The 20570-nt window shown below is 70.5% G+C and carries 17 protein-coding genes and 1 pseudogene; 10 read left to right on the forward strand and 8 right to left on the reverse strand.

Annotation, left to right across the window (positions count from 1 at the left end; all coding sequences use genetic code 11):
• Positions 1-7 precede the first annotated feature (7 nt).
• The 3 genes from WS92_RS09250 to irlS are packed head-to-tail and all read left to right on the forward strand — an operon-like array spanning position 8 to position 5289.
• Entirely contained in the window at positions 8-3241 is a 3234-nt protein-coding gene (locus WS92_RS09250; protein ID WP_059930295.1) for an efflux RND transporter permease subunit, read from the forward strand.
• A gap of 6 nt (positions 3242-3247) precedes the next feature.
• Complete coding sequence (gene irlR, locus WS92_RS09255) at positions 3248-3937, forward strand: heavy metal response regulator transcription factor IrlR (protein WP_006027288.1); 690 nt, start codon at positions 3248-3250, stop codon at positions 3935-3937.
• Positions 3934-5289, forward strand: a complete 1356-nt coding sequence (irlS, locus tag WS92_RS09260; RefSeq protein ID WP_059929887.1) for a heavy metal sensor histidine kinase IrlS — start codon at positions 3934-3936, stop codon at positions 5287-5289. The genes irlR and irlS overlap by 4 nt, the downstream gene beginning before the upstream one ends.
• 37 nt (positions 5290-5326) lie before the next feature.
• Here the strand turns inward: irlS and WS92_RS09265 are convergent, their stop codons facing one another.
• Entirely contained in the window at positions 5327-5599 is a 273-nt protein-coding gene (locus WS92_RS09265) for a DUF4148 domain-containing protein (protein WP_006027290.1), read from the reverse strand.
• 512 nt (positions 5600-6111) lie between these two features.
• Between WS92_RS09265 and WS92_RS09270 the strand changes: the two genes are divergently transcribed.
• The 3 genes and pseudogenes from WS92_RS09270 to WS92_RS09280 all read left to right on the forward strand — a co-directional run bounded on the left by WS92_RS09270 (position 6112) and on the right by WS92_RS09280 (position 8540).
• Positions 6112-6357 carry a hypothetical protein gene (locus tag WS92_RS09270; RefSeq protein WP_059929890.1) on the forward strand — a complete coding sequence of 82 codons (246 nt, stop codon included), beginning with the start codon at positions 6112-6114 and terminating at the stop codon, positions 6355-6357.
• Positions 6358-6661: 304 nt separating this feature from the next.
• Positions 6662-7150: pseudogene (locus tag WS92_RS09275) on the forward strand (MFS transporter); the annotation flags it as partial.
• A gap of 130 nt (positions 7151-7280) precedes the next feature.
• Positions 7281-8540 (forward strand): acyl-CoA dehydrogenase family protein, encoded by a 1260-nt coding sequence (locus WS92_RS09280; RefSeq protein WP_059929891.1) that lies wholly within the window; start codon positions 7281-7283, stop codon positions 8538-8540.
• 93 nt (positions 8541-8633) lie between these two features.
• Here WS92_RS09280 and WS92_RS31605 read toward each other — a convergent pair whose 3' ends face one another.
• The 3 genes from WS92_RS31605 to WS92_RS36980 form a co-directional block, all read right to left on the reverse strand.
• Entirely contained in the window at positions 8634-8957 is a 324-nt protein-coding gene (locus tag WS92_RS31605) for a hypothetical protein (protein ID WP_015602490.1), read from the reverse strand.
• Positions 8958-9130: 173 nt separating this feature from the next.
• Positions 9131-9823 (reverse strand): methyltransferase family protein, encoded by a 693-nt coding sequence (locus WS92_RS09290; protein ID WP_059929893.1) that lies wholly within the window; start codon positions 9821-9823, stop codon positions 9131-9133.
• A gap of 110 nt (positions 9824-9933) precedes the next feature.
• A complete protein-coding gene (locus WS92_RS36980; protein WP_277914749.1) occupies positions 9934-10059 on the reverse strand; it encodes a hypothetical protein in 126 nt (41 codons plus the stop codon).
• A 411-nt stretch (positions 10060-10470) separates the two neighbouring features.
• On the opposite strand from WS92_RS36980, the gene WS92_RS09295 reads away from it, so the two are divergent.
• From WS92_RS09295 to WS92_RS09310, 4 genes are read left to right on the forward strand one after another with little or no spacing between them, the layout of a single operon-like run.
• Complete coding sequence (locus WS92_RS09295; protein WP_059929895.1) at positions 10471-11511, forward strand: sugar ABC transporter substrate-binding protein; 1041 nt, start codon at positions 10471-10473, stop codon at positions 11509-11511.
• Complete coding sequence (locus tag WS92_RS09300) at positions 11508-13292, forward strand: sugar ABC transporter ATP-binding protein (RefSeq protein ID WP_059929897.1); 1785 nt, start codon at positions 11508-11510, stop codon at positions 13290-13292. Before WS92_RS09295 ends, WS92_RS09300 begins: the two co-directional genes overlap by 4 nt.
• Positions 13289-14398: an ABC transporter permease gene (locus WS92_RS09305; RefSeq protein ID WP_059929899.1), complete on the forward strand. Its 1110-nt coding sequence runs from the start codon at positions 13289-13291 to the stop codon at positions 14396-14398. Before WS92_RS09300 ends, WS92_RS09305 begins: the two co-directional genes overlap by 4 nt.
• Entirely contained in the window at positions 14391-15362 is a 972-nt protein-coding gene (locus WS92_RS09310) for an ABC transporter permease (RefSeq protein WP_059929901.1), read from the forward strand. Before WS92_RS09305 ends, WS92_RS09310 begins: the two co-directional genes overlap by 8 nt.
• Before the next feature lie 63 nt (positions 15363-15425).
• Here the strand turns inward: WS92_RS09310 and WS92_RS09315 are convergent, their stop codons facing one another.
• The 4 genes from WS92_RS09315 to WS92_RS09330 all read right to left on the reverse strand — a co-directional run bounded on the left by WS92_RS09315 (position 15426) and on the right by WS92_RS09330 (position 20559).
• The gene (locus tag WS92_RS09315) at positions 15426-16226 is read right to left on the reverse strand and encodes a hypothetical protein (protein WP_059930297.1); all 801 of its coding nucleotides are present in this window, start codon (positions 16224-16226) and stop codon (positions 15426-15428) included.
• A gap of 95 nt (positions 16227-16321) precedes the next feature.
• Positions 16322-18916 (reverse strand): TonB-dependent siderophore receptor, encoded by a 2595-nt coding sequence (locus WS92_RS09320; RefSeq protein ID WP_059929903.1) that lies wholly within the window; start codon positions 18914-18916, stop codon positions 16322-16324.
• 132 nt (positions 18917-19048) lie between these two features.
• Positions 19049-20053 carry a FecR domain-containing protein gene (locus tag WS92_RS09325; protein WP_059929905.1) on the reverse strand — a complete coding sequence of 335 codons (1005 nt, stop codon included), beginning with the start codon at positions 20051-20053 and terminating at the stop codon, positions 19049-19051.
• Complete coding sequence (locus WS92_RS09330; protein ID WP_006027303.1) at positions 20050-20559, reverse strand: sigma-70 family RNA polymerase sigma factor; 510 nt, start codon at positions 20557-20559, stop codon at positions 20050-20052. Before WS92_RS09330 ends, WS92_RS09325 begins: the two co-directional genes overlap by 4 nt.
• Positions 20560-20570 lie beyond the last annotated feature (11 nt).

Consider the following 20570-nt stretch of genomic DNA (forward strand, 5'->3'; position numbering starts at 1 on the left):
CGCCACCATGTTCGAGCGCCTGATCCGCTTTGCGATCGCGCACCGCTGGCTCGTGATGCTCGCGATCGCCGCGGCTGCGTCGCTCGGTGTCTACAGTTACCAGAAGCTGCCGATCGACGCGGTGCCCGACATCACGAACGTCCAGGTTCAGATCAACACGTCCGCGCCCGGCTACTCGCCGCTCGAGGCCGAGCAGCGCATCACGTATCCGGTCGAGACCGCGATGGCCGGCCTGCCGAACCTCGAGCAAACGCGATCGATCTCGCGCTACGGGCTGTCGCAGGTCACCGTGATCTTCAGGGACGGCACCGACATCTACTTCGCGCGCCAGCTCGTCAACGAGCGCATTCAGGAGGCGAAGGACAAGCTGCCGCCCGGCGTCGCGCCCGCGATGGGGCCGACGTCGACGGGCCTGGGCGAGATCTACCTGTGGACCGTCGAAGCGGAGGCGGCCGCGCGCAAGCCGGACGGCGCGCGCTACACGAGCGCCGACCTGCGCGAGCTGCAGGACTGGGTCGTGCGCCCGCAGTTGCGCAACGTGCCGGGCGTGACCGAGGTGAACTCGATCGGCGGCTACGTGAAGGAATACCGCGTCGCGCCGAACCCGACGAAGCTGATGTCGTACGGGCTCACGCTCGCCGACGTCGTGCGCGCGCTCGAGCGCAACAACGACAACGTCGGCGCGGGCTACATCGAAAAGCGCGGCGAGCAGTACCTCGTGCGCGTGCCGGGCCAGGCGCGCTCGGTCGACGACATCGCGAACATCGTGCTCACGAACGTGGGCGGCGTGCCGGTGCGGGTGAAGGACGTCGGCGCAGTCGACATCGGCCGCGAGCTGCGCACGGGCGCCGCGACGGCCAACGGCGAGGAAGTCGTGCTCGGCACCGTGTTCATGCTGATGGGCGAGAACAGCCGCGCGGTCGCGAAGGCGGTGGCCGCGAAGATGGCCGACGTGAACCGCACGCTGCCCGCCGGCGTGCGCGCGATTCCCGTGTACGACCGCACGGTGCTTGTCGAGAAGGCCGTGCAGACGGTCAAGAAGAACCTGCTCGAAGGCGCGGTGCTCGTGATCGCGATCCTCTTCCTGTTCCTCGGCAACATCCGCGCGGCGGTGATCACCGCGCTCGTCATTCCGCTGTCGATGCTGATGACGTTCATCGGCATGGTCAACGCGAAGGTCAGCGCGAACCTGATGAGCCTCGGCGCGCTCGATTTCGGCATCATCGTCGACGGCGCGGTCGTGATCGTCGAGAACTGCATCCGCCGGCTCACGCACGCGCAGCACGCGGCGGGCCGCCCGCTCACGCGCGACGAGCGCTTCGCCGAGGTGTTCGCCGCGTCGCAGGAAGCGCGCCGCGCGCTGATCTTCGGGCAACTGATCATCATGGTCGTCTATCTGCCGATCTTCGCGTTGACGGGCGTCGAGGGCAAGATGTTCCATCCGATGGCGATCACCGTCGTGATGGCGCTCGCGGCCGCGATGGCGCTCACCGTCACGTTCATTCCGGCCGCAGTCGCGCTCTTCATCGGCCGCCGCGTCGAGGAAAAGGAAAACCGGCTGATGAGCGCCGCCAAGCGCCTGTACGCGCCCGCGCTCGACGCGTTCGTCGCGCGGCCCCGGCAGGTGCTCGCGGGCGCGGCGGCCGTCGTCGCGCTCGCGCTCGTGCTCGCCACGCGGCTCGGCAGCGAGTTCATCCCGAGCCTGAACGAAGGCGACCTCGCGGTGTCCGCGCAGCGCATTCCGGGCACAAGCCTCACGCAGTCGATCGCGATGCAGCAGTCGATCGAGAAGGCGCTGAAGGCGCGCTTCCCCGAGATCGAACGCGTGTTCGCGCGCACCGGCACCGCGGAGATCGCCGCCGATCCGATGCCGCCGAACCTGTCCGACGGCTACATCATGCTCAAGCCCGTCGACCAGTGGCCGAATCCGCGCAAGTCGCGCGACACGCTGCGCCAGGAAATCGAGGCGGTGCTCGCCGAGCTGCCCGGCAACGCGTACGAGTTCTCGCAGCCGATCCAGTTGCGCTTCAACGAGCTGATCTCCGGCGTGCGCAGCGACGTCGCGGTCAAGATCTTCGGCGACGACATGGCGGTGCTCGACGCGACGGGCGAGCGGATCGCCGCCGCGCTGCAGAAGGTGCCGGGCGCGTCCGAGGTGAAGGTCGAGCAGACGACGGGCCTGCCCGTGCTAACCGTCAACCTCGATCGCGACAAGCTCGCGCGCTACGGCGTGACGGTGGGCGACGTGCAGGACGCGGTTGCCGCGGCGGTCGGCGGGCGCAAGGCGGGCCTGCTGTTCCAGGGCGATCGCCGCTTCGACATCGTCGTGCGGCTGCCCGACGAGCTGCGCACCGACGTCGAGGCCATCAAGCGGCTGCCGATCGCGCTGCCCTTCCCCGCGCCGGCGGGCGCGAGCGGCCCGGTCGTCCAGGCGCCTTACGTGCCGCTCGCCGAGGTCGCGACGGTCGACGTCTCGCCCGGGCCGAACCAGATCAGCCGCGAGGACGGCAAGCGCCGCGTCGTCGTGAGCGCGAACGTGCGCGGGCGCGACGTCGGCTCGTTCGTCGCCGACGCGCGCGAGCGGATCGCGGCCGACGTCCAGGTGCCGGCCGGCTACTGGCTGTCGTGGGGCGGCCAGTTCGAGCAGTTGCAAAGCGCGAGCGAGCGCCTGAAGATCGTCGTGCCGCTCGCGCTCGCGATGGTGTTCGTGCTGCTGTTCGTGATGTTCAACAACGCGAAGGACGGCCTGCTCGTGTTCACCGGCATCCCGTTCGCGCTGACGGGCGGCGTCGCGTCGCTGTGGCTGCGCGGGATTCCGCTGTCGATCACGGCCGCGGTCGGCTTCATCGCGCTGTCGGGCGTCGCGGTGCTCAACGGCCTCGTGATGATCTCGTTCATCCGCAACCTGCGCGACGAAGGCGTGCCGCTCGACGCCGCCGTGCGCGACGGCGCGCTCACGCGGCTGCGGCCGGTGCTGATGACGGCGCTCGTCGCGTCGCTCGGCTTCCTGCCGATGGCGCTCGCCACGGGCACGGGCGCGGAGGTGCAGCGCCCGCTCGCCACCGTCGTGATCGGCGGCATCCTGTCGTCGACCGCGCTGACGCTGCTCGTTTTGCCGGTACTCTATCGGGTGGCGCACTCGGCGCCGCTGCGCGCGACGCTTAGCGAACGCCTTATCGACCGGCTCGCGGGACTCGCGCCCGCGGCCGTGCTGCGCCGTCGGCGCGAATCATCGAGGTGAATCCGGATGCGAATACTGATCGTGGAAGACGAGCCGAAGACCGGCATGTACCTGCGCAAGGGGCTGACCGAAGCGGGCTTCGTCGCGGACTGGGTCGAGGACGGCGTGACGGGCCTGCATCAGGCCGAGACCGAGGAATACGACCTGATCATCCTCGACGTGATGCTGCCCGGCCACGACGGCTGGACCGTGCTCGAGCGGCTGCGCCGCGAGCGCTCGACGCCCGTGCTGTTCCTGACCGCGAGCGACGACGTGGGCGACCGCGTGAAGGGGCTCGAGCTCGGCGCGGACGATTACGTCGTCAAGCCGTTCGATTTCGTCGAGCTGGTCGCGCGCGTGCGTTCGATCCTGCGCCGCGGGCAGGCGCGCGAATCGACGGTCCTCAGGATCGCGGACCTGGAACTCGACCTGACGCGGCGCAAGGCCACGCGCCAGGGCGACGTCGTGCTGCTGACCGCGAAGGAGTTCGCGCTGCTGTGGCTGCTGATGCGCCGCGAGGGCGAGATCCTGCCGCGCGCGACGATCGCGTCGCAGGTGTGGGACATGAACTTCAACAGCGATACGAACGTCGTGGACGCGGCGATCCGCCGGCTGCGCGCGAAGATCGACGACGCGTACGAGCCGAAGCTGATCCACACGGTGCGCGGGATGGGCTACGTGCTCGAAGTCAGGGGCGGGAGCGCGCCCGGCCGATGATCAGACGCCTGTTGCCCCGCACGCTGCGCGCGCGCCTGACGGCGCTCATCATCCTGTCGACCGCGGCGACGCTCGCGCTGAGCGGCATCGCGCTCTACAGCGCGCTGCACAACCGGCTCGCGGACATGTCGTCGCACGAAATGTCCGCGACGCTCGCGGCGATGCGCACGCATCTCGCGAACGTCGAGAACGTCGACGACATCCCGCGCAAATCGGATCTATGGGTCGATCAATTGCACGGCCACCAGAATCTGGATCTCGCGATCTACGATACCGGCGGCCGGTTGCTGTTCGCGACACGCGGCTTCGTCGCGCCGCGCGCGGCGCCCGCCGGCACGACGTTCGGCTATCTCGCGGGCGACGCGCCGCTGCGCGGCGCCGGGACGCGCACCGCGCGCGTCGTCGTGCAGTACGACGGCAAGAACGACCGTGCGCTGTTGCGCGCGTATGCTTACACGGTCGTCGTGATCGAGGTGCTCGCCGTCGTGCTGACGGCGGCGCTCGCCTACGGCATCGCGATGCTCGGCCTGAGCCCGTTGCGGCGGCTCGTCGCGCGCGCCGAGCAGATGTCGTCGAGCCGGCTCGCGCAGCCGCTGCCGGAGCTCGACACGTCGGGCGAGCTCAAGGAGATGGAGCACGCGTTCAACGGGATGCTCAAGCGCCTCGACGAATCGTTCGTCCGGCTGAGCCAGTTCTCGTCGAATCTCGCACACGACATGCGCACGCCGCTCACGAACCTGCTCGCCGAGGCGCAGGTCGCGCTGTCGAAGCCGCGCACGGCCGACGAGTACCGCGACGTGATCGAATCGAGCATCGACGAATATCAGCGTCTGTCGCGGATGATCGAGGACATGCTGTTCCTCGCGCGCTCCGACAACGCTCAGCGCCATCTGGCGATCCGCACGCTCGACGCGGCGGCGGAGGCCGGGCGCGTCGCCGGCTATTACGAGCCGATGGCAGAAGACGCGGAGGTGAGCATCGTCGTGCACGGCAAGGCCGGCGTGCGGGCGGACGCGCTGCTCTATCACCGCGCGCTCAGCAACCTGATCAGCAACGCGCTCAATCACGCGCCGCGCGGCTCGACGATCACGATCGACTGCACGCAGACCGCCAGCGCGACGACGGTCCGCGTATCGGACACTGGCCACGGCATTGAGCCGCAACACCGCGAGCGGATCTTCGAGCGGTTCTATCGCGTCGATCCGGCGCGGCACAACTCGGCGTCGGGCACCGGGCTCGGCCTCGCGATCGTGCGCTCGATCATGGAAAACCACGGCGGCACGTGCGGCGTCGACAGCGAGCCGCACGTGCGCACGACGTTCTGGCTGACATTTCCCGCGCACGCGGCTTGACCGGGCGCGCCGCCGCCCTGCGCCGTTCGCCCGCGCGTCAGCGCGCGACGGCCCGATCGTGCTGATCGAGCGCGAGGCTGCTCTTGCCGTCGTGCACCGAGATCGCGTGCAGTTCCTGGTTGCGCTGGACGAGCGCCTCGCTCGGCGGATAGTCGTTCTTGCCGGCGGGCACGATGCCCTCGTGCTGCGCGCGAATCAGTTCCTGCCGAACCTCGTCGCGCGTCTTGCCTTGCGCGAATGCGGCGGGCGAGACGGCCAGCGTCGTCAGCGCCGCGGCGGCGGCCCATGCCATCAGTTTTTTCGTGTTCATCGCGAGTGCTCCATCGAGTAGATCCCTGTCGGGCGACAGTAGCCTCCACTTTGACCGTCGGACGGTACGCAGCCATGAGCGTGCGATGACAAATCCGTCATCTGCGCGCTGCGCGGCATCGATTCGATGACGGAAATGTCACGTTCGCGTCAGCGTGGCGCTGCGACGATCCCGTAGCATCTGCATTCCAAGATCGCCGCTCAGACGAAATTGGACCGAGGTTCTGGGTTCCCCTCGAGCACGCGAGGCGCATTGGCACCAGCAGGTGCTATCGCTCTTTGGCCGGACAGTTCCCCTGTCCGGCTTTTTTTTGATGCGCGCGCCGCATTGCCGAAGCACCCGCATCGAACGCCTCGCCTATCGCACGTCCTGCTTCGGCGACATCCTTGTCATGTTCGGATCACGTTCGCGCAGCAGCGCGCACGCAACATGTCCGCACATCGACATCGACGCGACCGCTCCACCGAGCCGCGTCGAGGCCGAATCGAACGATACGAAACAAGAGGAGCATCATGAAAGCGCCGATCATCGCAATCGCGTTCGGCATTGCGCTGGCAGCCTGCGCCCCGCTTCGCCAGGAGCCCCGCTCCGGCGCGGCGGGGCCGTCCGTCGCCTCGCCGGAGCGGGGCGGCGGCGACAATCCTGCGAGCGAATCGCGACGCCCGGCGAACGCAGTCGTCGACTACGCGGGACGTCCGTGCGTGAATCAGACGCTGTACGTGAAGATGCATCCGTGCATCTTTCCCCGGTTGCGCTGAATCAGCAGGCTTGCGCTGCATGCCGCGCCCACGTCCGATCGTGCCGATTCGCGGCCCGACGGCCAGCGGTTCGCCGTCATCGCTTCACCGCCCTTCCCTCATCCGCCCTTCCCCGTCGATTGCTTATCGCGCCGCGTTTCATAACGAATCGCGAACTGCTTCTTTGTGTTTTACGGGCCCGCTTCGTATAACTGCGACTTGCCATGCGAACCGACCCAACCGAAGAGCTTCCCCCTTGAGCACACTCGATCTCGACGCGCCGATCTCGACACCGATCCGCTCCGCGAGCGACGTCTCGCGCCTCATCAACGCGTCGTTCGCGCTCTCGGGCGGGCGGCTCGCGTACCGGCTGCCGTCGCGGCGCGTCGCGATCGCGGGTTTCGCGCTGCAGGTCGCGGCGCTCGTCGCGCTCGCGCTGCTCGGCCATCCGCAGACCGCGCCCGGGATCGGCGCCGCGGTGCTGATGCTCGGTCTGTGGCTGTTCGCCGAGGGCTTCGGCCCCGGCGCGCAGATGATGATCTATCCGGCGCTGTCGTATCCGACGTCGATTCGCGGCACGGGGCTCGGCTTCGGGCGCGCGCTGACAGGCATCGGCAGCGCGTTCGCGCTGTTCGTGCTGCCGATCCTCAACGCGCGCCTCGGCACCGGCATGTTCTGGATCGTGTCGATCGCCGCGTTCGTGCCGATCGTGTTTCTGGCGGCGATTCGCTTCGAGCCGACCGCGCGCGATGTCGATGTCGACGCCGGCGCGCATCCCGAAGGCGATCGGACGCGCGTGCGAGAAGCGGCGTAGGCGGCATGGCGGCTGCGTTCGGCATTCGCGCAGCGAACGACCGCCGCCGCCCCCCCGCGCCGATGCAACGCGCGCGAATCGCCCGCCTTGCGTCGAATCACTTTCCGTTCACTCACCCGAGGACTCAGCCATGTCTCGCGCCCCTGCCGATCCGGCGATCTCGACCGGCGCCGATTACGCGTCGCTCACAGCCCGCTTCCGGCCGATCTTCGCGCGCATCGCCGAAGGCGCGATCGAGCGCGACCGCACGCGCGCGCTGCCGCACGAGCCGATTCGCTGGCTGAAGGAAGCCGGATTCGGCGCGGTGCGCGTGCCCGTGCACGCGGGCGGCGCCGGCGCGTCGATCCCGCAGCTCTTTGAATTGCTGATCGAGCTCGCGGCCGCCGATTCGAATCTCCCGCAGGCGCTGCGCGGCCATTTCGCGTTCGTCGAGGACTGGCTGAACGCGCCGGCCGGCCCCGCGCGGCAGGCGTGGTTCGACCGCTTCGCAAGCGGCCAGCTCGTCGGCAACGCGTGGACGGAGGTCGGCGACGTCGCGCTCGGCGAAGTGCGCACGAAGGTGGCGAAGCGCGACGGCCGCTGGGTCGTGAACGGCGAGAAGTACTACAGCACAGGGGCGATCTTCGCCGACTGGATCGATGTCTACGCGCAGCGCGCGGACGACGGCAGCCCGGTGATCGCCGCCGTCGCGACGCATCAGGACGGCGTGATCCGCGACGACGACTGGGACGGCTTCGGCCAGGCGACGACGGGCAGCGGCACGACGCGCTTCGTCGATGCGCACGTCGACGAAGCGAACGTCGTCGATTTCGCGCGGCGCTTCAAGTACCAGACCGCGTTCTATCAGTTGTTCCACCTCGCGACGCTCGCCGGCATCGGCCGCGCGGTCGAGCGCGACGCGAGCGCGTTCGTGCGCGGGCGCAAGCGGATCTACAGCCACGGCAACGCGCCGCGCGTGAGCGACGACGCGCAGATCCTGCAGGTCGTCGGCGAAATCTCGGCGTGGGCGTACGCGGCCGAGGCGATCGCGCTGCGCGCCGCGCAGCCGTCGCAACGCGCTTACGAAGCGCACGCCGGCGGCGACGCGGCCGCCGTGCACGATGCGAACGTCGCGGCCGAAATTGAATCGGCGCAAGGGCAACTGGTGGTGTCGGAGCTCGTGCTGCGCGCGGCGACGCATCTGTTCGACGCGCTCGGCGCATCGGCGATCAGCGCGACGAAGGCGCTCGATCGTCACTGGCGCAACGCGCGCACGGTCGCGTCGCACAATCCGCTCGTCTACAAGGCGAGGATCGTCGGAGATCGCGCCGTCAACGGGACCGAGCCGCCGTACGTCTGGCAGATCGGCACGGGACCCGGCACGCGGGAAGATCAGGAAAAGGCGGCATGACGGACGTCGGCGCGCGACGCGTCGCGGAACGCCGCGCATGCCCGCCCGTCGCCCGTGCGTGCGGCGGGCGGGCCGACCGCTAGCGCGCCGGCGTCAGGTGTTGCTGCCGACGACGTTCAGGCCGCCCGCGCCGCTGAACGTCAGCGTGTTGTTGGTGTTCAGCACGTTGTCCCACGTGCTGCCGCGCGTCGTCACGATCTGCGAGCCGTTCGCGAACGCGCCGTTCGCCGCCGCCGTGATGACGAGCCCGTTCAGGTACGGATTCTGGTTGTTGCCGTATTCGACCGTCTGCTTTCCGTTGACGGCCAACGATACGGCGATCGTCGAGCCGGATTGGCTGGGATCGGAACCCTGGCGAGTCACCAGCTCGATGTTGAGCGGCAATCCACTTTGATTGACGAGATTCTTGTAAGCCATGTCGCATCTCCCAGGCGGGCCGGGTTGCGGCGGCTGGCGGCGCCGGCCCGCCGGAACGCGCCCCGCCAGCCCGTGAAGCCAGTTCGAATACTAGGCCATCGTCCGCCTCGCGAACCTAGCATTTCTGGTAGGCGTCCGGTCGGGCCGGCCGATGCAGGGGCGCGGCGGTCTGCTCAGAACAGGCCCGGAATCACCCGGTAGCGGACCGAGCGCCTGTAGGCGCGATACGCGGCGTCCTCGGACAAGAGCCGTTCCTCGCGACGAATCCGGCCGACCTGCAATCCGATCTGCAGCGCGACCGCGATCAGGTTGCGCGCGCTGAAGTTCGTGAGCAGGAAGCCTGCGTCGATGATCAGGTAGCCGAGATACATCGGATGCCGGACGAACCGGTACGCGCCGCGCGAGACGACGCCGCGATTCGCCGGCAGGATGCCGAACGATTTTCTCAGCGACACCTTCGCGAACAGTTGCCAGAACAGGCCGAACAACTGGATCGCCGCGCCCGCCGTTTCCGGAATCAGTTGCCGGCTCGCGGTGAGCTGGAAGACGAGATAGTAGAAGGTGCCGCCGAGCGAGAAGAACAGCGCGAGCGGGCTCCAGTCGCGCTTTTTCGGCGGCTCGGCGAACAGCGACAGGCCGACCGTCAGCGTCGTCGAGACCGCGAGCAGGATCAGCGTGATGCGCGACGGATCGAGCCGCCACTGCGTGTACGCCGCATACGCGAAAACCCCGAGCGCGAGCGCCGCGACGACGCGCGCGAACACTTCGATCAGGATGCCGCAGAAACCGGCGGCCCGGGGCGCGGCGCACGGACGGGCGGCCACCGCCAGCGCGGCCGTGGCGCCGTGCCGCCGCGTCGTGGCCATCGATGGTCGGACCTCGTGCTCCATCGCGCCCCCCTGTTCGTCGCGCACTGCTTTTATGTGGGTCGAGCTTATCACGCTGCCGCCGCGCACCCGCACGCCGAATCTAAAAATTAGGTTAATTGTTCGGAAATCGAGACGACGATTTTCCCGATTCCGTCAAATGCAATCGTTTGCGAATCTCCCGTCAAGACGAACCGCGCGATCTTCGCCGAATCACCCGCGCGCGGGCTGTTCATACGGGTTTTCCAGCACGTCTGGCGCGGGATCCGGTCATTCCGGAAGCACTCACGGAGGGTTTTGCTTTATCGGATTCTTTGCAATCGCCGACATTTTCCGGCTCGCCTGCAATCAAGCCCATTCGATTTAACGGTGCACCGCTCGATTTATTTGGCATTCCGCTGAAGTTTATTTTTCATTGCACCGACAAAATCGAGATGACGATCGAGGGTTCACACCGATCGCCGACATCGACCTCGTCCGCGAAGCCGTCCACCGCGCCGCCGATTCCCGCTGCGCATCTTTGCTTGTGCGGCCCGAGCATTTGCGGCAATCCCATAACCAAAGCACGAATCCATCGTTCCCTTCGCCGGCGCTGTTGCACAGAATCGTTCGTTCGTCTCACTGTCCGCATCCCGCGCCCACGAATCATGTCACGCCCGCTTGCTCCGCTCGCCCGCCTGTTGTCCACGCTGTTCGCCGCCGCGCTCGCGATCGGCATCGCCTCCGCGTCCGCCGCTACCGCCGGTGCGCCGCCCGCCCCGTCCGGCCACGCGCCGCTGCCGCTCGCCGGCAAGCGGATCGGCATCACGGCGGCCGGCACCGATCATTACTGGGACTTGCAGGCATACCAGGGCGCCGTCGACGAAGTGAAGCGCCTCGGCGGCACGCCGATCGCGCTCGACGCCGGCCGCAACGACAGCCGCCAGATCGCGCAGATCCAGACGCTGATCGCGCAGAAGCCCGATGCGATCATCGAGCAGCTCGGCACCGCATCCGTGCTCGAGCCGTGGCTCCGGAAAATCCGGCAGGCGGGCATCCCGCTCTTCACGATCGACACGGCTTCGCCGTCGAGCGTGAACGTCGTCACGTCGGACAACTTCGTGATCGGCTCGCAGCTTGCGCTGAAGCTCGTCAACGACATCCGCGGCGAAGGCAACATCCTCGTGTTCAACGGCTTCTACGGCGTGCCCGTGTGCGCGATCCGCTACGACCAGTTGAAAGCGGTGCTGAAGTGGTATCCGAAGGTGAGGATCATCGAGCCCGAGCTGCGCGACGTGATCCCGAACACCGCGCAGAACGCGTATGCGCAGGTGAGCCAGTTGCTGCAGAAATATCCGAAAGGCTCGATTTCGGCGATCTGGGCCGCGTGGGACATTCCGCAGGTCGGCGCGACGCAGGCGGTCGACGCGGCCGGCCGCGGCGAGATCCGCACGTACGCGGTCGACGGCAGCCCCGAGGCGGTCGCGCTCGTGAAGAATCCGAAATCGAGCGCGGCGGCCGTCGTCGCGCAGCAGCCGGCGCTGATCGGCCGCACCGCGGTGCGCAACGTCGCGCGCTATCTGGCGGGCGACCGGTCGCTGCCCGCGTATACGTTCGTGCCGTCGGTGCTCGTCACGAAGGACGACGCGGGCGGCGCGCCGCGCACGCTCGGGCAGACGTCCGCCGCCGCCGAAGTCGTGCGGCGATGACGGCGGCGCCCCCGATGTCCGCGGCGTCCGCCTCCACGCCCGCGGCCACCCACGGCGCCGCCGACGCGCCGCTCGCGCTCGACGTGCGGCGCGTCGTCAAGCGCTTCGGCGGCGTCGCCGCGCTGCGCTGCGCGTCTCTCGCGGTGCCGCGCGGCACCGTGCACGGGCTGATCGGCCAGAACGGCGCGGGCAAGTCGACGCTCGTCAAGATCCTCGCGGGCCTGCACGCGCCGGACGAAGGCGAGATCGCGGTCGGCGGCGCGCCGCTCGCCGCGGGCGGCGCCGGTTCCGTCTCCGATGGCGGCTTCGCCCGCCGCCGCGCCGCGGGAATCGGCTTCATCCACCAGGAGCGGCTGCTGCCCGCGACGTTTACGGTCGCCGAGGCGCTGTTCTTCCCGCACCCGCCGACGCTCGGCGGCCGCGCGTCGCGGCTCGCCCGCCTGCTGCCGCTCGACGTCGGGCGGATGCGCCGCGACTGTCGCGCGGTGCTGCACGCGCAATTCGGCGTCGATCTGCCGCCCGATCGGCTGATCGGCGAGCTGTCCGTTGCCGAGCAGCAGATCGTGCAGATCACGCGCGCGCTGATCGGGCGCCACGAGATCCTCGTGTTCGACGAGCCGACCGCGGCGCTCGTGTCGAGCGAGGTCGACCGGCTGCTGCAGACGATCGAGCGGCTGCGCGCCGACGGGCACACGATCCTCTACGTGTCGCATTACCTGAACGAGATCGCGCGCGTGTGCGATCGCGTGAGCGTGCTGCGCGACGGCGCCGACGTCGCGCACTTCGACGCGCGCGACGTATCGCGCGACGCGCTCGTCGCCGCGATGATCGGCGCGCCGCATCCCGTCGCCCGCGCCGGCGCGGGCGACGGCATCCAGGCCGACGCCCGGCCCGACGCGCCAACCGGCTCCGCCCCCGCGCAGCCCGGCGGGCGCGCCGCGCCGCGCGCGCCGGGCGCGATCGCGCTCGAAGCCCGCGACCTCGCACTGCCCGGCCGCTTCGGCCCGGTGTCGCTCACGGTGCGGCGCGGCGAAGTCGTCGGGCTGACGGGCGTGCTCGGCTCGGGCGGCAAGGACGTGATCCGCGCGCTGTTCGGCCTCGCGCGCGGCGTGCGCGGCGACATCGCGATCGACGCTCGCCCCGTGCGCGTGCGCCGGCCGCGCGACGCGGTCGCGCACGGCATCGCGCTCGTGCCGGAAAACCGCGCCGCGCACGGCGTCGCGCTCGCGCTGTCGGTGCGCGAGAACGTCGTGCTCGCGAGCCTGCCGAGCGTGTCGCGGTTCGGCTTCGTGCGCGGCCGCCGCGAAGCCGGCGCGGCCCAGGCGCTGATCCGGCAGCTTGACATCCGCCCCGCGCGCGCCGACTGGCCGGTGCGCTTCCTGTCGGGCGGCAACCAGCAGAAGGTCGCGCTCGCGAAGTGGCTCGGGCGCGCGTCGACGGTCTATCTGCTCGACGAGCCGACGGTCGGCGTCGACGTCGGCGCGAAAGCGCAGATCTACGCGCTGATCGATACGCTCGCGCGCTCGGGCGCGGCGGTGCTGCTGTTCTCGAGCGACCTGACCGAGCTGCTCGACGTGACGGACCGCGTGTACGTGATGGCGCGCGGCGAGATCGTCACGCAGTGCGCATCCGCCGAGACGACGACGCAGGACGTGCTCGCGTGGGCGACGCTCGCGCGCGGCGCGCGGCACGGCGGCGCCGGCGCGCACGATGCGGTGGAGCGCGCCGCAGCGCCGGGCAACGCAAACGCGGCGCCGCCCGCGGCGGAGGCGGCGGCATGAGCGGCGGCGCATTCGATCTCGGCCGCGCGAGCGCGGCGACGCAACGCACGCGGGACGCGCCTTCCGCGCCTTCCGCGCCTTCCGCGCCTTCCGCGCCTTCCGCGCAAGACGCGCACGCGCACGCGCGCGAGCGCGCCATCGACCGGCGCCTGCTGCTGCGCGGCGGCGCATGGCTGGCGCTCGCGCTCGTGTTCGCGGGCTTTTCCGCGAGCTCGCCGCTGTTCCTCACGTTCGCGAACCTCGGCAACGTGCTGCAGCAAAGCGCCGTCACCGGCCTGCTCGCGTTCGGCCTGACGATCGTGATGATCGGCGGCGGCGCGGACGCGATCAAGGGCGGGCTCGATCTGTCGATCGCCGCGAATCTCGGCCTGTGCGCGGCCGTGTTCGCGACGCTCACGCGCGGCGGCCAGAGCGATGCGCTCGCGCTCGCCGCGACCTGCGCGGCCGGCGTCGCGGTCGGCGCGCTCAATGCGTGGGCGGTCGCGTGGCTGCGCATCCTGCCGCTCCTCGCGACGCTGACGACGATGAACGTCTGCGCGGGCCTCGAGCTCGTGCTGACCGAGAACACGCCGGTATCGTCGGCGAGCCCGCTCGTCGCCGCGCTCGCCGGCGCGGGGCCGTTCGGTGCGCCGTGGCTCGCGTATGCGCTCGTCGGCGTCGCGGCCGTGCTCGGCGCGCTCGTCCATCGCACCCGTTACGGGCTGCGGCTGCACGCGGTCGGCGCGCATCGCGCGGCGGCGCTCGCCGCGGGCGTCGACGCGCGCCGCTACGTCGCGTCGAGCTATGTCGCGAGTGGCCTGTCCGCCGCGCTCGCCGCACTCGCGTCATCCGCGCTGCTGAGCGGCAGCGCGCCCGGCGCGAGCGATGATCTGCTGCCCGTCGTCGCGGCGGTGCTGCTCGGCGTCGTGTTCTCGCGCCGGCTCGTGCCGACGATTCCCGGCACGCTCGTCGCCGTGCTGTTCGTCGGCATGCTCGCGAACGGGTTTCAGTTGAACAACGTGTCGAGCTACTGGGTCAGCGGCGTCGAGGGCGCGCTGATCCTGTCCGTCGTCGCGGCCGTCGCGCTGCTGCGCCGACGCCAGTCGGAGGGGCCGTTCGATGCCTGACGCAGCCGATCGTCTGTCGCGCTTCGCCGCGCTCGGCGCGCTCGTCGCCGTCCTCGCGTTCTTCGCAGCCGCGGCGCCCGGCTTCGCGACGCTCGCGAACGTCGAGCGCGTGCTCGTCAACAACTTCGCGCTCCTCGCGATCGCCGCGCTCGGGATGACGCTCGCGCTGTCGATCGGGGCGATCGATCTGTCGCTCGGCACCGCGATCGACGTCGCGAGCCTCGCGTTCGTCTCGGCGCTCGCGCATCGCGCGGGCTTCACGGGCGCCGCGCTCGCGGGCCTCGGCGCGGCGCTCGCGGTCGGCGCGGGCAATGCGCTCCTCGTCACGCGGCTTGGCATCGCGCCGTTTCTCGCGACGCTCGGCACGCTCTTCATCGGCCAGACGATCCAGCAGCTCGCGACGGGCGGCGGGCAGCCGATCTATCTGCTGAGCGCCGCCCCGCCGGCCGCGTTCGACGCGCTCGCGCACGGCGCCTGGCTCGGCGTCGCGGCGCCGCTGTGGATCGTCGCCGCGCTCGCGCTCGCGCTGCACGTCGCGCTCGAGCACTCGACGCCCGGCCGGCAGGCGCGCGCGCTCGGCGCGCAGCCGGGCGTCGCGCGCCATTCGGGGCTGCGCGTCGGCGCGCTGGCCGCGGGAGCGTTCGTCGCGAGCGCGCTCGTCTACGGCGTCGCGGGACTCGTGCTGTCGTCGACGGTCAAGTCGTACGCGCCGCAAGCGGGCAACGCGTATCTGCTGAACGCGATCGGCGCGACGTTCATCGGCGCGACGCTGTCCGCGGCTCGCCGGCCGAACGTCGCCGGCACGCTGATCGGCGTGCTGCTCGTGAGCTTCGTCGCGAACGGGCTGCTGCTGATCGGCTGGAACTTCTACTGGCAGCAAGTGGCGAGCGGCGCGCTCGTGTTCGCGGTGCTCGTGCTCGGCTCGGGATTCGGGCGGGGGCGGCTCGCGCGGGAAGCGGGATAGATCGCCTGGACGCAGCGCGTGCGCCGCCCGCGCGACCGACGGCCCGGCCGATGCCGCGCCCGCTCAGCGCAGGCCCGCCGTCCAGTCGAGCGCCGCGTCGAACAGCGCGACGCCTTCCGGCGACAGGTTGCCGAACGTGTCGTTGTTCAGGAAGAACATCACGCGGCGCGCGGGCGCGAGCGCTTCGTAATCCATCGTCGCGCCCTTTTCGTACGCGAAGATCGCCGCCTTGTCCGGCTCGCCGTAGACGGTCGCGACGATGCTCGCGCCAAGCCCGGGCTTGCCCCAGCTCATCGACGCGCGCCGGCCGTAGACGTTCGTCGCGCCCGCCGGCAGCCCCGCCGCGATCGGATGCGGCGCGTTCACGAGCCACAGATGGCGCTCCTTGCCCGTCTCGCCGAAATCGACGTCGTGACGCTTGCCGGTCATCGCGAGATCGTCGAGCAGATCGTTCTCCCACGTCAGCAGCGGCTTCGCGAGCGTGCGCCAGCCGCGCGCGACGCGCTTGCTCGACACCGTCGACGAGATGATCACGAGGTCGGCGTCGGCCGCGGCTTCCACGGGCTGCGCTTCGTCGACGAGCCGCACCGCGTAGCCGCGCGATTCCAGATGCGCCTTCGCCTGCTCGTCGGTCTTCAGGTTGGGCCCGCCGAGCTGGACGAGCATCGCGATGCGCTTGCCCGCGCCCACCTTCGGCGCGTCGCCGGGCGCGGGCGTCGCCTCGGCCGCATGCGCGGAAACGGGCGCGGCCGCCGCGGCAACGGCCGCCGCAACAGCGGCAACGCCGCATGCGAGCGCCGCGCCGCCCAGGCCGCGCAGCACGCGGCGGCGCGCGGGCGCCGGACGATCAGATCGTTGCTTCATCGGTTTCTCCAAGCGCGCTTCGCGCCGTGCGGCGCACGGCCCGAAGCGCGCGTCGTCGATTCAAAAAAATCCGCCTTGAAAAACGGCGCCACGCTTCAGAACTGCAGCGTCGTCAGCAGCGACACCTGCCGCGCGTCGCCGACCGATACGAAGAACCGGTTCACGCTCGACGGGTAATACGTGCGGTTGAACAGGTTCTTCACGTTCAACTGGAACTGCAGATTCTGCTTGCCGATCCGCGTGTCGTAGGTCGCGAACGCGTCGGCGGTCGCGTATGCGGGCAGCGTGAAGCTGTTCGCCGAATCGCCCGGCCGCGCGCCGACGTAGCGCCCCGCCGCGCCGACGCGCAGATCGTCGCCGCCGAACACCGTGCCCACGTCGTAGACGGCCGCGAGCGACGCCGTGTGCCGCGCGACGTTCCACAGCCGGTTGCCCGCGTACAGCGGATCTTCGGTCGTCTTCGCGTCGATGTACGCGTAGCTCGCGATCACGTTCCAGCGCTCGCCGATCCGCCCCGACACGTCGAGTTCGATCCCGCGCGAGCGCGCGCGGCCGGACGTGCGCCAGTCGGTCTGGCTCGTCGCGTCGTTGTACTGCGACACGAGCACGTTCTTCTTGTCGATGTCGAAGAACGCGAGCGTGCCCGCGAGGCCGCCCGGCATGTCGAGCTTCGCGCCGAGCTCCCACGACGCGCCCTCCTCGGGCGCGGTCGAGCCGTCGATCACGTAGCCGCCCGACATCGGCGCGATCTTCGACGTCGGCTTCAGCGACTGCGTGTAGCTGCCGTACAGCGAAAGCGCGTCGTTCCACTTGTAGACGATGCCCGCGCGCGGCAGCCACTTCGTGCCGCTCAGGTTCGTGTTGACCTGGAACGGCCGGCCGCGCCCCGCGAGCTGGCTGTAGCGGACGAAGCGCGCGCCGCCGACGAGAATCCACTTGTCGGTCAGGTGGATGCTGTCCTGGAAGAACACCGAGGCGGTGTGCAGCGTATCGCTCTGGTCGCTGTCGGACGCCGATACGCTCGTCGACGGCGAAATCAGCCCGTAGGTCGGGTTCAGGTAGCTGAACGGCGTCCTGATCGACTGGCGCAGCATGTCCGCGCGGTAGACCTGCCGGTATTCGCTGTCGACGCCGAACTGCACGTCGTGCCGCATCCCGGCGAGCGTCACGCGGCCGTCGAGGTACGCGATTGCGTAGCTGTCGGTGCTGCGCGAGCCATGCGTGGCGTCGTTGCTGCGCGTGAGCGTGCCGTTGGCCGGGTCGACCGCCGTGATGCGAATCTGGTTCGCGTCATACGTCTCCCGGTTGTAGCTGTAGCCGAGGTGCGCCTTCCAGTCGGGCGCGAGCTGGTGGTCGACCGTGAGCTGCGCGAGATTCGATTCGCCGCGCATGTCGTTGAACGGCTCGTCGAGCCGGCGGCGCGCCGGGATCGCGAGCGGCGCGTTGGTGCGCGGATCGAGCACGGTGCCGCGGTCGAACGGCATCAGGAAGCGCCGGTACTCGTAGGACAGCACCACTTGCGTATCGCGCCCATACCACGCGAGCGACGGCGCGACGAGCGTCTCGCGATGCTCGCCGTAGTTGCGCCAGTACTGCTCGTTCGTCTGATCGACGATCAGCCGGTACGCAAGCCGCGAATCGCCGATCGCGCCCGTCGAGTCGAACGTCGCTTCGCCGCCGTTCCTGCCGTGCCCGTACGTCGAGCCGAGCACCGAGACCACGTGGCGGCGCGCGAGCTGCGGCTCTTTCGTGACCACGTTGATCACGCCGCCCGGGTCCATGATCCCGTACAGCAGCGACGCCGGCCCCTTCAGCACTTCGACGCTGTCCGCCGTCGCGTTCAGCGAGCGGCCCTGCACGATCGGCATCCCGTTGCGCATCACCGAGCCGTCGCGGTTGTCGCCGAAGCCGCGCTTCATCACCGTGTCCTGCGTGCTGCCGAGCGTGTTGCCCTGCGTGATGCCGCTCACGTTCGCGAGCGCGTCGTCGAGGTTGCGCGGGCGCTGGTCGCGCAGCACCTGCGGCGGAACCACGTTGACGGCCTGCGGCACCTCGGCGAGCGGCGCGTCGCTGCGCAGCCCCGCCGCCTCGCGCGGCGGGCGATAGCTGTCCGCATGCGGGCCGCTCGCGCGCACCGCGACGGTCGGCAGCGTCGTGTCGGTCGCGAGCGCCGTCCCCGCGCCCGGTGCGGCCGGCGCGGCGGGCAGCCTGACGAGCGTGTAGCCGCCGCTCGGCTGCCGGGCCGCGACGAGGCCCGTGCCCGTCAGCAGCCGGTCGAGCGCCGCGGCCGCCTCCGCGCGGCCGTGCAGGCCGGGGCTGTGCAGGCCCGCGGTCAGCTCGCCCGGGAACGACAGCAGGATGCCTGCCTCGCGGCCGAAGCGGGTCAGCGCGGCGTCGAGCGGCCCGGCTGGAATGTCGTACGTGCGCGTCGCGGCGGCCGGCTCGGCCGCACGCGATGCGCCGGGCGCGGCGAATGCCGAGAACAGCGCGGCGGCGGCCACGCTCGCGACAACGCGGCGCGGCGCGAACTGCGGCGCAGCCGCGTTGCTTCGCCGGCGCCCGCCGCGCTGCGCCGCATGCGCACGGCTGGGCGCGCGCGCGATGCGCGCGGCGGACGCGGCCGGCTCGAGCGAAGCGGCCGGCGCGCCGGCGCACGCGTGGCGAGAATGGCGATTGCGGAATGAATCCATGATCGATGACTCGTTGACGATGGGTGGAATGCAGCCTTCATTTCCCATGTCACGCGAACATCGAAAACAGCTCAGGCCCGGCGGGAATTTTTTTCGGAAGCGTTCAGGATTCCAAAAGCGCTCGGCGCGCGCTCATTCGCGCGCCGCGACGACCGTCACCCAGTAGCGGGTCAGGTACTCGACGTCGACGGGCAGCGTCTCGCGCAGCGTGTCGAGGATGCGGTCGGTGTCGTCGAGCGGGTACGTGCCCGACACGCGCAGGTTCGCGACCGCCGCGCCGCAACGCACGCGGCCTGGGCGGTAGCGCTCGACCTCGGCCAGCAGGTCGGCGAGGCGCAGGTTCGATGCGACGAGAATGCCGTCCGCCCACGCGCCCGCGTCGCCTCCGATCGCGCGCGGCGGCCCGGCGAGCGCGTCGCGCGTGAAGTCCGCGCGCTGCCCCGCAGAGATCAACGACGGTTCGCCCGCCGCGCGCAGCGGCGCGATCCGCACCGCGCCGTCGAACACGTCGACGCGCGTCGCGTCGCCGCGCTCGCGCACCGAGAAGCGCGTGCCGACCGGGCGCACGTCGCCGTGCGCGGTCGCGATCACGAGCGGACGGGCGACCGCGCGCGCCGCGTCGTGGCCGCTCGTCACCATGATCTCGCCGCGCAACAGGCGCACGCCGCGCGTCGTGTCGTCGAAACGGATGTCGATCGCGGTGTCGGTGTCGAGGACGACCGTCGTGCCGTCCGCGAGCGCGATCGTGCGCCGCTCGCCGACGGCCGTGCGCACGTCCGCGCCCCACGCGCGCCACGGCGCGTATGCGCCGCCCGTCCAGGCGGCGCCGCCCGCGAACAGCAGCGCCGCGAGCGCCTTGACCGCCGCGCGCCGTCCGCGCGAGCGCGGCGGCAGCAGCGCGGCGCGGGCGGCCTGCGCGCTCAGCGTATCGGCGACATGGCCGAGCCGCCCGTTGACGGCCTCGATGTGCCGCCACGCGGCGTCGTGCGCCGGATGCTCGGCGCGCCAGCGCGCGAGACGCGCGCGCATCGCGTCGGTCGCGTGGCCCGAGCCGAGCTCGACCCACCATTCGACCGCGCGGCGCGCGACGGGCGCGGGCACCGCGGGCGGGCCGCCGGCCGGCTTCGCGCCGCTCATGCGGCGATCGCGAAGTAGCACTGCGCGCCCGCCTTCACCAGGTAGCGCTTGACGGTCGCGAGCGACACGCGCAGTTCGGCCGCGATCTGCGCGTGCGTCATCCCGTCGAGCTGCGCGAGCAGGTACGCGCGCCTGACCGCGGCGGGCAGCCCGTCGAGCCTCCGGTCGATCTCCACGAGCGTCTCGAACAGGATCGCGCGCGTCTCCGGCGACGGCGCGACCGCCTCCGGCAACTGCGCGAGCGCGTCGAGATACGCGCGCTCGAGCCGCTCGCGCCGCCAGTGGTTGTACAGCACGCGCTGCGCGACGGTCGTCAGGAACGCGCGCGGCTCGGCCGCGCCGATCGGCTCGTCGCGCGCGAGCAGGCGGATGAACGTGTCGTGAACGAGATCGGCCGCGCGCTCGCCGCAGCCGAGCTTCTTCGACAGCCAGCCGTGCAGCCAGCCGCGATGACCGGAGTAGAGCGCAGCGATCTCCCGCTGCAGGTGCAGAGTGTTGGCCGGCATGGACGTGATCC

The organism is Burkholderia sp. MSMB1588, assembly GCF_001546925.1.
Taxonomy (GTDB): Bacteria; Pseudomonadota; Gammaproteobacteria; order Burkholderiales; family Burkholderiaceae; genus Burkholderia; species Burkholderia humptydooensis.

Excerpts from the sequence above, each read along its gene's own strand:
- WS92_RS31605 (WP_015602490.1), bottom strand. The coding sequence starts at position 8,957 with ATGGCTTACAAGAATCTCGTCAATCAAAGTGGATTGCCGCTCAACATC.
- WS92_RS09265 (WP_006027290.1), bottom strand. The coding sequence starts at position 5,599 with ATGAACACGAAAAAACTGATGGCATGGGCCGCCGCCGCGGCGCTGACG.
- WS92_RS09280 (WP_059929891.1), top strand. The coding sequence starts at position 7,281 with ATGTCTCGCGCCCCTGCCGATCCGGCGATCTCGACCGGCGCCGATTAC.
- WS92_RS09315 (WP_059930297.1), bottom strand. The coding sequence starts at position 16,226 with ATGAAGCAACGATCTGATCGTCCGGCGCCCGCGCGCCGCCGCGTGCTG.
- WS92_RS09270 (WP_059929890.1), top strand. The coding sequence starts at position 6,112 with ATGAAAGCGCCGATCATCGCAATCGCGTTCGGCATTGCGCTGGCAGCC.
- WS92_RS09310 (WP_059929901.1), top strand. The coding sequence starts at position 14,391 with ATGCCTGACGCAGCCGATCGTCTGTCGCGCTTCGCCGCGCTCGGCGCG.
- WS92_RS09325 (WP_059929905.1), bottom strand. The coding sequence starts at position 20,053 with ATGAGCGGCGCGAAGCCGGCCGGCGGCCCGCCCGCGGTGCCCGCGCCC.
- WS92_RS36980 (WP_277914749.1), bottom strand. The coding sequence starts at position 10,059 with ATGAACAGCCCGCGCGCGGGTGATTCGGCGAAGATCGCGCGGTTCGTC.
- irlR (WP_006027288.1), top strand. The coding sequence starts at position 3,248 with ATGCGAATACTGATCGTGGAAGACGAGCCGAAGACCGGCATGTACCTG.
- WS92_RS09300 (WP_059929897.1), top strand. The coding sequence starts at position 11,508 with ATGACGGCGGCGCCCCCGATGTCCGCGGCGTCCGCCTCCACGCCCGCG.
- WS92_RS09305 (WP_059929899.1), top strand. The coding sequence starts at position 13,289 with ATGAGCGGCGGCGCATTCGATCTCGGCCGCGCGAGCGCGGCGACGCAA.
- WS92_RS09290 (WP_059929893.1), bottom strand. The coding sequence starts at position 9,823 with ATGGCCACGACGCGGCGGCACGGCGCCACGGCCGCGCTGGCGGTGGCC.
- WS92_RS09250 (WP_059930295.1), top strand. The coding sequence starts at position 8 with ATGTTCGAGCGCCTGATCCGCTTTGCGATCGCGCACCGCTGGCTCGTG.
- WS92_RS09320 (WP_059929903.1), bottom strand. The coding sequence starts at position 18,916 with ATGGATTCATTCCGCAATCGCCATTCTCGCCACGCGTGCGCCGGCGCG.
- irlS (WP_059929887.1), top strand. The coding sequence starts at position 3,934 with ATGATCAGACGCCTGTTGCCCCGCACGCTGCGCGCGCGCCTGACGGCG.
- WS92_RS09295 (WP_059929895.1), top strand. The coding sequence starts at position 10,471 with ATGTCACGCCCGCTTGCTCCGCTCGCCCGCCTGTTGTCCACGCTGTTC.
- WS92_RS09330 (WP_006027303.1), bottom strand. The coding sequence starts at position 20,559 with ATGCCGGCCAACACTCTGCACCTGCAGCGGGAGATCGCTGCGCTCTAC.